Source organism: Brevibacillus laterosporus (assembly GCA_007833815.1).
Taxonomy (GTDB): domain Bacteria; phylum Bacillota; class Bacilli; order Brevibacillales; family Brevibacillaceae; genus Brevibacillus_B; species Brevibacillus_B laterosporus_D.
Genome location: CP033464.1, coordinates 3,598,299 through 3,613,065, shown reverse-complemented (window position 1 = coordinate 3,613,065; position 14,767 = coordinate 3,598,299). Strand labels below are relative to the sequence as shown.

The following is a 14,767-nucleotide window of genomic DNA, read 5'->3' as shown; positions in this document are numbered from 1 at the left end:
GAACAATGATGAACCATTTAGACGATCGATTGGCAGCACTTTCTCCTGAACAACGAGTTCTACTTGAACAACGCCTCAAACAAAAAGGCATCCAACCCCCTCTTCCTACAGGAAAAACCAAGAAAGAAGCGCAAAATCGAAATACCGCTTCTAATAGCTTTGTTCCAAAGCGGAAAAGGAAAATGGACAAGATGGAATTTAGTCTCTTCTTTTTCTCAGGCGATGGTTCTACGCAGGATAAAAATAAATATTCCTTATTGATGGAGAGCACAGCATATGCAGATCAGCATGGCTTTGCAGCAGTTTGGACACCAGAGCGACATTTTGAGGATTTCGGAGGATTATATCCCAATCCTTCGGTGTTAAGTGCCGCATTAGCTACGATTACAGAACGAATTGAGCTTAGGGCAGGAAGCGTTGTCCTACCATTACATCATCCGATTCGCTTTGTGGAGGAATGGTCTGTGGTGGACAATCTTTCAAAGGGACGTGTTTCGGTTGCATTTGCTACAGGATGGCATCCTGCTGACTTTTTGATTGCCCCTGTACAGGCTACTGACTATTACGATTCCAGAAAAGATGAGATGTTTTCCTCTATTGAATTGGTAAAAAGGCTATGGGCTGGGGAGCAGGTTCCTTTTACAGATGTGAATGGAGTTGTCCACGAAATACGTACTTTGCCTAGGCCGTGGCAAAATGAACTAAATATTTGGATAGCGACGAACGGCAGTCCGGATACCTACCGACGTGCCGCACAAATCGGAGCCAACATTCTCACAGGAATTACGGGCGGAGATCTAGCAGATTTGGAAGAGAAAATCGACTTGTATCGTAAGACATTGTCTCAAAATGGTTTTTTACCCGAATCTCGCAAAGTTGCTGTGATGCTCCACACTTGCTTAGGATCAAGTGACGAAGAGGTCAAGGCGAAGGTGGAGAAACCAATGAAGGAATATTTAAAAACCTTTATGAAACAACAGAAGAACATTTTTACAGATTATGCGTCCATGTCTGCCTCTGATTTCGATGTAATCGTAAATCATGCTTTTGAGTCGTATTTTCAAGAGAGTGCATTGTTTGGAAGTTATGACAAATGCAAAAAGCTGATCGAGACTCTAATTGATATTGGCGTGGATGAGGTGGCCTGCTTAGTGGACTTCGGAGTAGATGACGAGACGATAATGAATAGCATTAGAATGTTGACCGATCTCAAAGAATCATTTAATCAAAAGGAGTTTTCTCTATGAAAAGCTTGATGGAGCGTATTAATTCACTTTCTGCAAAACAACGCGCTTTGCTTGAAAAGCAATTGAAGAAGCAAAATGTAGACATAAACAAAATCGGTATGAATAAAGAGGGGATTAAGCGTCGTGGGCACGCGAATCCAAGCCCGCTTTCATATGATCAAGAACGATTGTGGTTTTTCAATCGAATGCACCCAGAAAGCCACACCTATAACGTTTATGGTGCGGCTAGATTAACTGGCACCGTGCATCACTGGGCTTTGGAGAAGAGCATCAATGAGATCGTAAAACGTCATGAAGCATGGCGTACCGTGTTTGACAGTGTGGATGGACAAGCACGTCAAATTATCCTACCAGAACTTCAGGTCAACGTTCCAGAGGTTGATCTATGTCTTGTACCAGAAGAAATTCGCGATGAAGAAGCACAGAGACAGATGAAAGAAGAGGTACAACGACTTTTTGATTTAAAAAAAGGTCCGCTTATCCGCTTCAAACTGTTTTACCTAAGTGATTCAGAATCAATGTTGGTCATGACTGTTCATCATATTGTGATCGATCGTATTACTTTTTCTATCTTTTTTAAAGAACTATCTTTACATTATCAGGCTGTGCTTACAGGCATACCCATACAATTGCCAGAGCTTCCAATCCAATATGCAGATTATGCTGAATGGCAACGAGACTATTTAGAAGGTGAGACCAAAGAGAATTTACTTTCGTTTTGGAAAGGACAGCTGGCAGACTGCGATTATGTTTTGGATATCAGTACCGACTTTCCTCGTCCACCAGCCATTACCTACCGTGGTGCCAGATGTTTTATTCATACACCACTCGAAGTATTAAACGGATTAAAAACCATTGGACAAAAAGAGAACGCGTCTGCTTTCATGATTATACTAGCTGCTTTTAAGTTGCTTTTATACAGGTATACAGGTCAATCCGACATCTTGGTTGGTACACCACTCGCCAACCGTAGCCGAGCTGAGATGGAGACCGTAATGGGTTATTTCCTAACAATGGGTACACTCCGCACGCGAATCTCGGGAGATATGACTTTTATCCAATTATTACATAGTGTAAGGGAAACGGCTCTTGCGGTATACAAGCATCAGGATATGCCAATCGGTTTGTTAATAGACGAATTGAATGTACCCATGGATATCAGTCGAAACCCGTTAGTTCAAGCTATATTTGTATATGTTGATGTACCAGAAGAAAAATTACAGTTGCCAGATCTTACAGTCGAATTTGAAATGATTGATGGTGAGACGGCTAAGTATGATATCACCGTAGGGTTTTCTGAAACCGAAAAAGGATTGGAAGGTTTTTTTGAATATTCACCTGATTTATTTCGTCAGGATACGATCGAGCGGATGCGTGAACATTGGCAGCGTTTGCTTCGCGCCATTTTGGAAAACCCGCATTCTTCCATTAATGATTTGGCCATGTTAACCGAAGCAGAAAAACAACAGTTGCTGATCGACTGGAATCGCACCTGGCATCCATTCTCTGATGATGCTTGCATTCATCAATTGTATGAAGCCCAAGTAGAGAAGGCACCAGATCAAATTGCTCTCAGATATGGGGATCAAACCATTACCTATCAGGAATTAAACAAACGTGCTAATCAAGTGGCTCGTCTATTGAAAAAAAGAGGGGTAGAACGTGAATCGCTCGTCGGTTTATATATGGAACGCTCAATTGAGATGATTGTTGGTTTGCTTGGGATTTTAAAAGCAGGCGGGGCGTATATCCCTATTGATCCTATCTATCCAATAGAAAGGATTCGACACATCCTACAGGACTCGGGTCTTCAAATCGTCCTTACAAGCCAACATCTGAAAGAATTGATGAGCAATGAAGGAAGGGAGTGTATTTGTTTAGATAGCGAACAGGAGGCGATTTCGTGTGAAGATAATCGAAATCTGCCAATACAGGCGAGTGCCCACAATCTTGCTTACGTTATCTATACATCAGGCTCTACTGGAAATCCTAAAGGTGTCATGATAGAGCACCGAGGCTTATGCAACATAACGGAAGACACGATTAACACATTCCACATCACATCTGCTAGTAAGCTTATCCAATTTTTTTCAATCAGTTTTGATGCGTCGGCTCATGAGATTTTTTCCTCTCTATGTGCAGGAGCTTCACTATGCCTGACGAGCCCAGATGTAAGAGCTGGAGGGGCGAATCTTCTTGCGTTTTTACATGAAAATCAAATTACGACTATGTTTATTACCCCTTCCGTTTTAGCAACGCTTAGCCCGGATGATTTGCCAGATTCCTTGCAGACGGTACTAAGCGCAGGTGAGCTTTGCACAGTTGACATGGCCGAATGGAGTAATGGGTCACGCAATCTATACAATGGTTATGGACAAACAGAAACCTCTATTATCACTACAGCACATTTATGCACAAAAGCGAGTCTTCCAAGTCAGGTAGGGCGTCCGTTTGCAAATATGCAAGTCTATATACTTGACGATTCCCTAAATCCTGTTCCAATTGGAGTAAAAGGGGAGATCTATGTTGGTGGCATCGGAGTAGCCAGAGGATATATGAATCAGCCAGAATTAACTTCGACCAAATTTGTACCGCATCCATTTACGACGGATCAGTCAGCACGTTTATATCGAACAGGAGATCTTGGGCGCTTCTTAGTGGATGGTACGATTGAATATCTTGGGCGCTTAGACAACCAGATAAAAATCAGAGGATACCGTATTGAGCTGGATGAAATCGGGAATGTCTTGGTTCAACACCCTAGCGTCGATCAAGCTGTCGTGAGTGTCCATAACGATAAATCAAATAATGATCGACTTGTCTCTTATATAGTGTTAGAAGAAGGGCAAGATGTATCTTCGGCGGACCTGCGCACTTATTTGCAACAAAAACTGCCAGATTATATGGTGCCCCACTATTATATATTTGTGGATTCTCTCCCAAAAACCACGAATGGCAAAATCAATCGCGCTCTCTTACCGGCACTAGAGGAGAGCTTCTCGCAAAATACGATTGATTATGTACCTCCAAAGAATGAGTGGGAGGACAAGTTGGCAAGGATTTGGGGACAAGTGCTTAATCTTGAGCAAGTAAGCGTTGAGGGGAACTTTTTTGATCTGGGAGGCCATTCATTGAAAACGGCTGAAATGGTTGACAAAATCAAAGAAACGTTCCACGTTGAACTTTTACTTCTCAATGTTTTTGAATATCCAACTGTGCGACAAATGGCAGTATTACTCGAAAAAGGAATAGTGCATGCAAAACCATTTATTTCCTTCCTTGATTATTCAAATCCTACAAAGGAAGTCATTTGTTTTCCACCGATAGCAGGACAGGGTGTACTTTATAAGGCTTTACATCAAAAATTATCTGCTTGTACCATACACGCTTTTGATTTTATTGCAAGGGAAGATCGAATTGAGCAGTATTTGCATCATATAAAAGAAGCTCAATCCGAAGGGCCGTATGTGATCTTGGGATATTCAGCAGGAGGTAATCTGGCTTTTGAAGTAGCCAAAACAATGGAAGAAAGAGGACTAACTGTAAGCGATATGATCCTAATCGATGCTCCAAGAAGAGTGAAGGCTCTTCAATTAAATGTCGAAAAGGTGCAGACAGAAGCCGTTGAAATAGCCAATCTCATGGCACAGCATTTAGGTGAAAGTATTCGCTCCGTGACCCATCAAACCATCGATCTGATTAAGGATTATTACGACTATACCAATGAAGTGATAAATGATGGCATTCTTTCCGCTAACATTCATTTCATCACCTCAACTGAGACTACAAGCGAAAATATTCAGTCATGGGAAACGGCCACTATCAATCAGTTCTATGTGTATAAAGGAGCGGGTGAACATATAGAAATGCTTATTCACCCCGATCATTTGGCCGAAAATGCACGCATCATAGCTACAATATTGAGAGGTCAAAAATAAAAAAATGGTGGGAGATAAAATGAATTTGGTAACGGAGCAAGCAAAGATATCACATGATCCCCATACGCTATTTAACTATTATTTGGGGGCAAACGTGCTATATGCTTATCACCAAATAGGATTGTTCGACATAGTAAAACCTAACCAAACAGTCTCAGTAGCAGATATTGCTTTTCAAACGGGAAGTGAAATAATGCGGCTTAAAGCATTATTGCGGGTTGGGGAAGTTCTCGGTTACCTCAGCCACTATCAAGACGATTCCATTCAGCTAAGTTTACTTGGTGAGGAGATGCGTAAACATATTGGATATATCATTTGGAGCGTTGGTGCCTATGGCGATATGTTAAGTAGACTAGGGGATTTGCATACTGGGGTGCAAGGATGGTCTGGGCTCCGAGACGAAGGCAAGGTTGCGCTTGGTTCAGACTTAATGAATAGTAGCATACTTGAAAATCTATTATCTGAGGTATTAGATAGCTTTCCGTTCCAGTCTATCTGCGATTTTGGTTGCGGGAATGGGAGCAAATTAATCAACATGCTCAAACGCTATCCAGAAAGGAAAGGCGTTGGTATAGATATCAGCACTGCTGCCATTGGTTTGGCTCGACAAAATGTAAAACATCACGACTTGTCTGATCGTGTTACTCTTCTCCATGCAAACATTTTGGATATGAATGTGTCCCATAACGATATAGAAGTACTAGGGGAAGTAGAGGTTGTCACTAGTTTCATGATGATGCATGATCTTTTTAATATAACTGAGATTAGAGAGACTCTTTTTGATAGGCTGCGCAACGTTTTTCCAAAAGTTAAATACTTCCTGATTTCCGATACACTACAAACACCTATTCCTTATTTGAAAGAAAAACTACCAATTTTTAATGTGGGTTTTGAGTTAGTGCATGCATATATGGATGTATACATACCTACAAAAGAGGAATATGATCTCGCTTTCCAAAAAGCGGGGCTTACTATCGAAAGGTGTATTCCGTTTGGTCCAACAAGCACATACTTGTACGTACTAAAAGTATAGGTAAGAAAAATCTTTCCTTATAGCCCAAATAAGGCTAATCAGGAAAGATTTTTTTATTTACTGCCCAGTTCGGTTAACCACACTAACTTCAAGAATTTTGTATAATGAATAGAAATGTACAGGTTAATGTAAATGGGGATTGGAGGAAGGGTTGTCAATATGAGAAGACTATGGCAGTATATAAGCATATAAGGAACTCCCTATATTTTTTTATGAGTTTCAATTTCGTAATTGCTATTCTTACGAAATTGTAAACAGGAAATTGAAAATAATTCTTACATATGAGAATTAATAATAACGAATGGAGGAAATGAAATTATGCTTGATTTGCCAAATTGCCCAAAATGTAATTCAGAATACACTTACGAAGATGGAAGTCTTTTTGTTTGTCCAGAATGTGCTCATGAGTGGACTTTAGAATTAGAAACTGAAAATAGTGAAGAGAAAAAGGTTATCAAAGATGCAAATGGAAATGTCTTAAACGATGGTGATTCTGTAACAGTAATCAAAGACCTTAAAGTAACAGGAAGTTCATTAGTTGTAAAAATAGGTACAAAAGTAAAAAATATACGTTTGGTTGATGGAGATCATGATATTGATTGCAAAATTGATGGTTTTGGAGCTATGAAATTAAAATCTGAATTTGTAAAAAAGGTTTAAACGCGGTTTTAATGCAACAAAACCGAAATAGCTTCTATTATCAACAAAAGTAATAAAACAATTGTAGTAGTGAGATAGGTGTGTTATAGGTCACTTCCACTATGAAATCCTTGTCTATAAAATTAAATATGAAAGTGAATGATTGAAAAGAAAAGACGTTCATTAAGGTGGTTTTGTTACTTAATGAACGTCTATCTTTTTAAATGACTTTATTAGCTTTTTTCGTGACTATACACATTTAATTTAAATCTTCAATTATATTAATAATGAACTCGGAAATATTTTTTATAGTTTGTTCAGAGAAGTCAAAATTAACACCTGTATTTCGATAAATCTCCGCGATCGGTAAAGTCCAATCCATACTTGCTCCTTCTTTAAATAAAGTGATAGCTTTCTCTGGATTCTCGCGATAGATTTGAAACAGTTGTAACATAAAAATACCGGCATCCTGTACGCTAAGGCTTTACCAGTATTTTTATGTATAACAAGAAATTAGCAGATTCATTCTTGACGAACTTAGCAATTTATCCAATTAATATTTTTTCTTCTGCATAACGAATCTTACTTTTGTTGTTTAGATTAATCATAATAGCAAATGTCATTGTTAATGGACCTAGTCTCCCAATAAACATCATCACCGTTATAAGAATTCGTCCTATAGGGGTAAGATCACCAGTTAATCCTGCGCTCAACCCAACGGTACCAAATGCAGATACGGTTTCAAAAAGAATCTGGGTTATTTCAGCCCCTTTTTCAGTAATCGTTAAAATGAAAAAAATCGCAAAGATAAAAAGAATGCCCGAAATACCAATCGACAAAGCTTTATTAATCTGATTTTGAGGAATTCTTCTCTTAAATAGATTAACATCTTGCTTATTTGTAATGACTGCCCAAAGAGCAAGCAAAAGAAGTGCTGCGGTAGTAATCTTAATCCCTCCCCCAGTTGAACCTGAAGAAGCCCCTATAAACATTAAGCCCATTATATAAACGAGAGAGCTTGGTGTCATTTGAGTAATATCTATCGTATTAAATCCAGCCGTACGAGGTACAGTTCCTTGAAAGTATGCTGCCCATAGTTTGTCTCCAAAGTCTAATGAACCCAATGTTGCGGGGTTATTATATTCCAAGAATAGAATCATCAACAGACTAACTGTGTTAAGGAAAAGGGTGACGGTTAAAGCAAGTTTGGTATGTAAGGAGAGTTTCCTGAACGACTTTTTCTTAAATATATCTAGAATGACCGTAAATCCTATTCCCCCCACTATGAACAATATTGAAATCATGATGTTGACAACAGGATCTCCTACCCATTTACTCAGACTATCCGACTCTAAGGCAAATCCTGCATTATTGAATGCAGAAATTGAATGGAAAATGCCGTAATAAATTGCCTTCTGCCACGGCATTTCATATGACCAACGAAGAGCTAACACGATAGCACCAATTAATTCAACGGTTAATGTGATGACTATAATACGTTGAACTAATCGAATAACTCCCTGTAAAGAACCATAGTTAATGGATTCCTTCAAGATGAGCCTCTCTTTTAACCCGATTTTTTTCCCTAAAATAAGGAACATCAATATACTACTGGTCATAAAACCCCAGCCACCGAGTTGAATAAGAATAAGCAAAACAACTTGTCCAAATAAAGTGAACGTAGCTCCTGTGTCAACTACTGCAAGTCCTGTAACACAAACAGCAGATGTCGCCTCAAAAAGTGCATCGATAAATGATAAGTGATGCCGATCTTGCGTAGATATCGGTAACATAAATAAAAGTGTACCGATAAAAATTAAGCCCAAAAAACCAAAAACAAGGACATGTGCTGGGTGCAACTCAAAGAAACGTTTATTTCTATTCAAAAGTCTGTTGATCACAACCATGCTCCATTCGTATATATGTCCGCTAACGTTTAAGCTGAAATAAAATTATCATGTCCCCTAATGTAAGTCAAGGAGTTGGAGGTTTTCAAGATAACAGGAAATGGGATGTTAAAAGAAGGAGAGAAGTCTGTTCGAATTCAGATACAACTTATTCATCACTGCATAACATCGGATTCCGTTTGAATCTGCCGTTCTCTTTGCAAATTCGATTATATTTGAACCAGAACACACTTTTATAAAAAATTTATTTTTTCCGATTTTTATAAAAATTCCTGTATTTTATCGAATATCATGTTAAAATGAACACGTATCACAGAAAAATCGACATTTTTTGCAGAAGGAGGGCTCATATGAAAAAATCTTTACCATTATGTATAATCATTGATTCTAGACCATGTTGACAAAAATCTGAGATTTTTTCGAAAAATAAATAAATGCAAGATTAAAATCCAGAACATTCAGTTTTTTAGAGTGTGAAAAGGAGTAATATATATGGAAGCTTTCGTAATTTGGCTAAATAATCTTATTTGGAGTCCTGCACTCGTTTATTTATGTCTAGGAACTGGGTTATATTTTTCAATTCGTACGAGATTTATGCAGGTACGACATGTAGGTGGAATGGTAAAACTTACTTTTCAAGGAGAAAAATCCGAAGCGGGTGTTTCTTCTTTTCAAGCGTTAGCTCTTTCTTTGTCAGGACGGGTTGGTACAGGTAATATTGCTGGTGTCGCAACAGCTATTGCGTTTGGAGGACCAGGTGCAATCTTTTGGATGTGGCTTGTTGCATTTTTAGGCGCAGGATCTGCTTATGTGGAATCAACGCTTGCACAAATTTATAAAACGAAGCATAAAGGGCAATTCCGCGGTGGTCCAGCGTATTACATTGAAAAAGGACTAGGCATTAAATGGTATGCAATTCTCTTCGCTATAGCAACCATTATGGCAACAGGCATGCTGCTTCCAGGTGTACAAGCAAACAGTATTGTTTCTAGCTTAGGAACGGCGTTTGGTTTTAATACATCTATATCAGGAGCAGTATTAGTTACAGTGATAGCAATAATTATCTTTGGGGGTATAAAACGTATCGTTGGCGTAGCACAAGTTATAGTACCATTTATGGCACTTGGTTATATTCTCATAGCTTGTTTAATCATTTTTATGAATATTGAAAAATTACCGGATGCTTTTATGCTAATTTTTAAAAGTGCATTTGCATTAGAATCAGCGTTTGGGGGTATCATCGGTTTAGCAATTTCTTGGGGCGTAAAACGCGGTATTTATTCAAATGAGGCAGGTCAAGGAACCGGAGCACACGCTGCTGCTGCAGCAGAAGTATCTCATCCGGCAAAACAAGGACTTGTACAAGCATTTTCCGTTTACATTGATACATTATTAGTTTGTTCAGCGACCGCATTTATGATGATTATTACAGGCATGTATAACGTATTTGATGCAAGTGGAAAAGGATATATTGTAAATAAAATGAATGGTGTAGAACCAGGTCCAGGATATACACAAGCGGCTGTTGAATCAGTATTCCCTGGTTTCGGAAATGGTTTTATTGCAATTAGCTTACTATTCTTCGCCTTTACAACCATTATGGCATATTACTATATTGCCGAAACAAATATCGCATATTTAAACCGGTATAAAGATCGTCCGTGGATGTCGTTTGTATTAAAACTTATTTTTCTAAGTGCTGTGTTCTATAGTTGTGTGAAAAACGCGACGACTGCGTGGACACTTGGTGATATTGGTGTTGGAATTATGGCTTGGATAAACATTATCGCTATTTTATTGGTGCAAAAACCAGCGCTTCTTGCTTTAAAAGATTATGAAAAGCAGAAGAAAGAAGGTAAGGATCCTGTATTTAATCCGCAAGAGCTTGGCATAAAAAATGCTGATTTTTGGGAGAATGAATACAAAAAAGATAATCGAAAAGATGCTTCATAGGGATTCTTTTGTAAAGATATGATAAAAAGATAGAAAGCTCCCCGTAACTTTTTATCTGTTTCCGACAATAAACATAATTGTCTGGTGACACAAACATATATACTTTATAAATTTTTGGTATACATGTTTGTGTCATTCGACATTCGACAATTGTCCAGTGACACAAATCTAGTTACCTTTATTACACAATTAAATCCTATAATAACGGGTTTTTCTCTTTTGGGGGTAACCACATTTGTGTCACAATTAAATGACACAAATGTGGTTACCTTCTTGTAAAGTCCAACTTCAAAAATAGAAGGTAGTTTGATTTTCCTAAAGGTGAAAAATAATGTTTATAATGGTTTTAATATTCCATCTAATCGGACATAATGGTATTATCTTACAAAAGGAGGTTGAACATGTTTAACACTCCCTTCATGACAAAAAGAAGTAGTAAGTATGGAAGCAACTATTGGCATGTCTTTAGTCCAAAAATGAATAGAATGATCCATCTTTTTAGCGATCTTGAATATGATCATTGGCTTCTAGTTGAAGGTAATAACCAAATAAAAAGGTTTTGCGAACAACCGAAACGTATACAAGTTAGCTTTGAGGGTTCTTTAGTCACTTCAATTTTTGATATGTGGATTGAAAGTCAATGTTTTATTGAGATAAAATACCATAGCGAATTAGACCCTCAGAATCCTAAATCAGAGCGTTCGTTACGTCAGACAGCCATACAAAGAATATGGTGCAAAGAAAATGATTATGATTATATGATTCAAACCGAAAATGAGATTAGAAAGAACCCCGTTTTATTAGATAATTTAAAAGAAATTATTCCATATTTGCAATATGGCCGTATACCTAATGAAATAGATTATCACTTTATTATGCAAAAAATCAGTAAAAGACTCACAATTAAGCAACTCCGTGAAGAATGTAACCATCTCTCTGTTTCACGTTTAAATCAAACCTTATACACCCTGATCTACTCTGGGGAGTTGAGTTCCACCATTAACCAATCGCCATTAGGACTAACTACTGAGGTGTGGCAGAATGGCATATAGGAAACTATTAGAGGATATTTCAATTGACCCGTTGTTCAAAGATGTTGCCAAATGGCCGAAAGTATTAGTTGATTATCTTAGTGACCAAGATCGTCAGAAATTTTTAAAAAGGAAAATGGCTGTTGAAATGTATATGAATCCTATTTTTACAATCAACGAGATTATTCAAAAGACAGGTATTCCCAAACAACTATTATTAAAATATGTTAAAAAATGCTTAACCTTAGATAGTGAAGGAATGATTTGGGGATTTCGTGCTCTTATTCCTTATAAGACGATCAAAACCTACACACGTACAAAACCTCTCTATAATGACCATAAATTAACAGGTTCATTCCAACTATTATTATCTCGCCATCCCCATTTAAAAGAGCTTATCCATGAGAAAGTTTTAAAATCAAAAAACACCAATACAAGTAATTTCGTTATGAAACCTAAATATATTCACTTAAAGTTTCTTGATGCTTGCAGGGCGTCCGGTTTAACAATGTCTGATTATCCTTTTACGACAAAAGATCTTGCAAGGCGTTCTCTGTATCGTTATATCAAAACAATAGAAAATGAATTTCCTTCTAAAGCAGCTTCTCGTTATAGTGAAGAAGCCGCAAGGCATCTAAGAAATACAGGTATTGGAGATAAAAAACCTATTCCAGTACGACCATTTCAACGTGTAGAATTTGACGGACATTGCATTGATCTTATTCTTACTCTTACTTTTAAAAATCAAAATGGAGATGATTGTACAGATACAATAGAACGAATTTGGTTGTTAGTTATAATTGACGTGGCAACCAGAGTAGTTTTAGGATACCACCTTTCAATTGCTTCCCAATATTCATCCAGTGATGTTCTCTCCTGCATTCGAAATTCAATTGAACCAAATCATGTAAAAAGTCTTACAATACCAGGATTAAAGTACCCTATTACTGGGGGCTTTCACTGGCAAGTTATACCCCAAACCCAATGGGCTTTATGGAATGAATTTAGTTACGATAATGGAAAAGCGAATCTAGCGAAAATTGTTACAAACAGACTTTCAGAAATCGTGGGTTGTGCAATTAATCCTGGTCCTGTAAATATGCCCGAACGGAGACCTTTTATTGAACGTTTTTTTGGTCTCATAGAGGAGAATGGATATCATCGTTTTTCAAACACAACTGGGAGTTCTCCCTCAGATCCTAGAAGAAATCAATCAGAAAAAATGGCTCGCAAGTATGAAATGAATATTGAAGAATTGGAGCAAGTAACATCCGTATTGATTGCAAATTATAATCGAACACCACATAGTAGCTTAGGAAATTTAAGTCCATTAGAAGTGATGGAACAAAGGGTGATGAAAGGAATGGAGCCAAGGGTATTACCTGAAGAGAAACGAAATGAAGTGGGCTTTTTTGAGATCTCAATTACTCGCATTGTAAGAGGTAACCTTAAAACAGGGAAAAGACCCTATATTACTTATGAAGGGGTAGTGTATCGCAACGATTTAGTTTCTACAACATTTGATTTGATTGGAGCACAAATTTTTCTATTAGTAAATACTCAGGATTTACGATTTCTTCAAGCCTTTTTAAAAGATGGATCTGAATTAGGGTATTTCACGGCAACAGGGAAATGGGGAATAACTCCTCACACATTACAAATGCGAAAACAAGTGAATAGACTCTCACGCAAAAAATTACTTTTTTATTCTACTCTTGATGATCCTATAGAAGCTCTTCAGAAATATTTAGAAGATAAAGCAAGTCGTGATAAAAAATCACGGACAAAATTGGCTGCCACAAAGCGTTACCACGAGAATAAAAAAAGTACGCCAAGTATTGAAGGTACTATCAAAAAGGAACCCATCACAAATAATAGGTCTTCAAGTAAGAATAAAAGTAAAGCGATTGATTCGAATCCAATAAACAATGACGATTTAGCAGCCCTACGGAGGAAATTTAAAACCATTAATATCTAGAGGAGACAAGGTATGGGACAAGAAAATTCTCAACAAATTTCTTTTGATAACCTATTGAATCAACCAAGACCATTTGTTTCAAAAGGTACTCACCCAGTCGAACAAAGAGCCTATATTATACCAAGTAATGAAGTTCTAAAAATGTACCAATCCGTTTGTAAATGGATAAAATACCGAAGTCCCGGTGGCATTATATATGGTCGGCCACGTCTCGGAAAAACACGAGCTATAGAGTTTCTAATTCGTACACTCCCTGATGAATTTGGAGCAGATCTTCCGATTTTTCACATTCGTTCTTTACATGCAAAAATACCAAATGAAAACAACTTTTTTGAAACGGTATTAAATGATGTAGGACATAGTATACCTTTTACCGGCAAAACAACAATAAAAAGGAATCGTTTAAGTAAATTTTTAATTGAAAGGGGAGATTTATCAAAACATAAACGTGTGGTCATGTTTATTGACGAGGCTCAGTGCTTACATGAAATCCAGTACGGCTGGTTAATGGATATCTATAATGAATTAGATCAATATAGAATTGCATTGACCGCCGTATTAGTTGGACAACAAGAACTACTCCATAGGAGATCTCTTTTTATCGAAACAAGACGTCATCAAATCATTGGGAGATTTATGGTTCATGAACATCAATTTCGAGGAGTAAAAAGTAAAGAAGACTTGCGAATTTGTTTACAATGTTTTGATGAAATGACAGAATTCCCAAAGGAAAGTGGCTGGTCCTATACACGTTACTATTTTCCTGAAGCATACGCTTTGGGTCAAAGGTTAGAAGAATGCACGGATGACATATATGAAGTATTTAGCTCTCTTCGACAAGATGCTCGGATAAAAGGATCATTGGAAATCCCTATGCAATATTTGATAACCACGATTGAATACGTTCTTTTGGAATTCAGAGCAGACGGTCAAAATCTAAGATGGCTATCAAAATCTTTATGGGAAGAAGCTATTTATGCCTCAGGTTATTTATTGGCTGAGTTAAAAATACAGTCCAATGATGAAGAGTAAAAACAGTCA

At 37.5% G+C, this 14,767-nt stretch carries 10 protein-coding genes; 8 read left to right on the top strand and 2 right to left on the bottom strand.

All coding sequences use genetic code 11. The features are described from left to right. The first annotated feature begins 8 nt into the window (after positions 1-8). The 4 genes from EEL30_18490 to EEL30_18475 all read left to right on the top strand — a co-directional run bounded on the left by EEL30_18490 (position 9) and on the right by EEL30_18475 (position 6,878). Positions 9-1,247, top strand: a complete 1,239-nt coding sequence (locus EEL30_18490; protein QDX94099.1) for an LLM class flavin-dependent oxidoreductase — start codon at positions 9-11, stop codon at positions 1,245-1,247. Beyond that, the gene (locus EEL30_18485; protein QDX94098.1) at positions 1,244-5,185 is read left to right on the top strand and encodes an amino acid adenylation domain-containing protein; all 3,942 of its coding nucleotides are present in this window, start codon (positions 1,244-1,246) and stop codon (positions 5,183-5,185) included. The genes EEL30_18490 and EEL30_18485 overlap by 4 nt, the downstream gene beginning before the upstream one ends. A gap of 4 nt (positions 5,186-5,189) precedes the next feature. Beyond that, a complete protein-coding gene (locus EEL30_18480; GenBank protein QDX94097.1) occupies positions 5,190-6,218 on the top strand; it encodes a methyltransferase domain-containing protein in 1,029 nt (342 codons plus the stop codon). Positions 6,219-6,536: 318 nt separating this feature from the next. Then, the gene (locus EEL30_18475) at positions 6,537-6,878 is read left to right on the top strand and encodes an alkylphosphonate utilization protein (GenBank protein QDX94096.1); all 342 of its coding nucleotides are present in this window, start codon (positions 6,537-6,539) and stop codon (positions 6,876-6,878) included. Positions 6,879-7,116: 238 nt separating this feature from the next. On the opposite strand, the gene EEL30_18470 is transcribed toward EEL30_18475, so the two are convergent. Beyond that, positions 7,117-7,311 (bottom strand): oligoendopeptidase F, encoded by a 195-nt coding sequence (locus EEL30_18470; protein QDX94095.1) that lies wholly within the window; start codon positions 7,309-7,311, stop codon positions 7,117-7,119. 91 nt (positions 7,312-7,402) lie between these two features. Continuing rightward, positions 7,403-8,764, bottom strand: coding sequence for a Ktr system potassium transporter B (locus tag EEL30_18465; GenBank protein QDX94094.1), 1,362 nt, complete (start codon positions 8,762-8,764; stop codon positions 7,403-7,405). Between the two features lie 492 nt (positions 8,765-9,256). On the opposite strand from EEL30_18465, the gene EEL30_18460 reads away from it, so the two are divergent. The 4 genes from EEL30_18460 to EEL30_18445 all read left to right on the top strand — a co-directional run bounded on the left by EEL30_18460 (position 9,257) and on the right by EEL30_18445 (position 14,758). Continuing rightward, positions 9,257-10,717, top strand: coding sequence for an alanine:cation symporter family protein (locus EEL30_18460; GenBank protein QDX94093.1), 1,461 nt, complete (start codon positions 9,257-9,259; stop codon positions 10,715-10,717). A gap of 371 nt (positions 10,718-11,088) precedes the next feature. Beyond that, complete coding sequence (locus tag EEL30_18455; protein ID QDX94092.1) at positions 11,089-11,769, top strand: hypothetical protein; 681 nt, start codon at positions 11,089-11,091, stop codon at positions 11,767-11,769. Further along, the gene (locus EEL30_18450; GenBank protein QDX94091.1) at positions 11,759-13,726 is read left to right on the top strand and encodes a hypothetical protein; all 1,968 of its coding nucleotides are present in this window, start codon (positions 11,759-11,761) and stop codon (positions 13,724-13,726) included. The genes EEL30_18455 and EEL30_18450 overlap by 11 nt, the downstream gene beginning before the upstream one ends. A 12-nt stretch (positions 13,727-13,738) precedes the next feature. Continuing rightward, the gene (locus tag EEL30_18445) at positions 13,739-14,758 is read left to right on the top strand and encodes an ATP-binding protein (protein ID QDX94090.1); all 1,020 of its coding nucleotides are present in this window, start codon (positions 13,739-13,741) and stop codon (positions 14,756-14,758) included. Positions 14,759-14,767 lie beyond the last annotated feature (9 nt).

What these genes read in the sequence shown, in the direction of transcription:
- EEL30_18445 (QDX94090.1), top strand. Translation starts at nt 13,739, where the DNA reads ATGGGACAAGAAAATTCTCAACAAATTTCTTTTGATAACCTATTGAAT.
- EEL30_18465 (QDX94094.1), bottom strand. Translation starts at nt 8,764, where the DNA reads ATGGTTGTGATCAACAGACTTTTGAATAGAAATAAACGTTTCTTTGAG.
- EEL30_18490 (QDX94099.1), top strand. Translation starts at nt 9, where the DNA reads ATGAACCATTTAGACGATCGATTGGCAGCACTTTCTCCTGAACAACGA.
- EEL30_18450 (QDX94091.1), top strand. Translation starts at nt 11,759, where the DNA reads ATGGCATATAGGAAACTATTAGAGGATATTTCAATTGACCCGTTGTTC.
- EEL30_18485 (QDX94098.1), top strand. Translation starts at nt 1,244, where the DNA reads ATGAAAAGCTTGATGGAGCGTATTAATTCACTTTCTGCAAAACAACGC.
- EEL30_18480 (QDX94097.1), top strand. Translation starts at nt 5,190, where the DNA reads ATGGTGGGAGATAAAATGAATTTGGTAACGGAGCAAGCAAAGATATCA.
- EEL30_18460 (QDX94093.1), top strand. Translation starts at nt 9,257, where the DNA reads ATGGAAGCTTTCGTAATTTGGCTAAATAATCTTATTTGGAGTCCTGCA.
- EEL30_18475 (QDX94096.1), top strand. Translation starts at nt 6,537, where the DNA reads ATGCTTGATTTGCCAAATTGCCCAAAATGTAATTCAGAATACACTTAC.
- EEL30_18455 (QDX94092.1), top strand. Translation starts at nt 11,089, where the DNA reads ATGGTATTATCTTACAAAAGGAGGTTGAACATGTTTAACACTCCCTTC.
- EEL30_18470 (QDX94095.1), bottom strand. Translation starts at nt 7,311, where the DNA reads ATGTTACAACTGTTTCAAATCTATCGCGAGAATCCAGAGAAAGCTATC.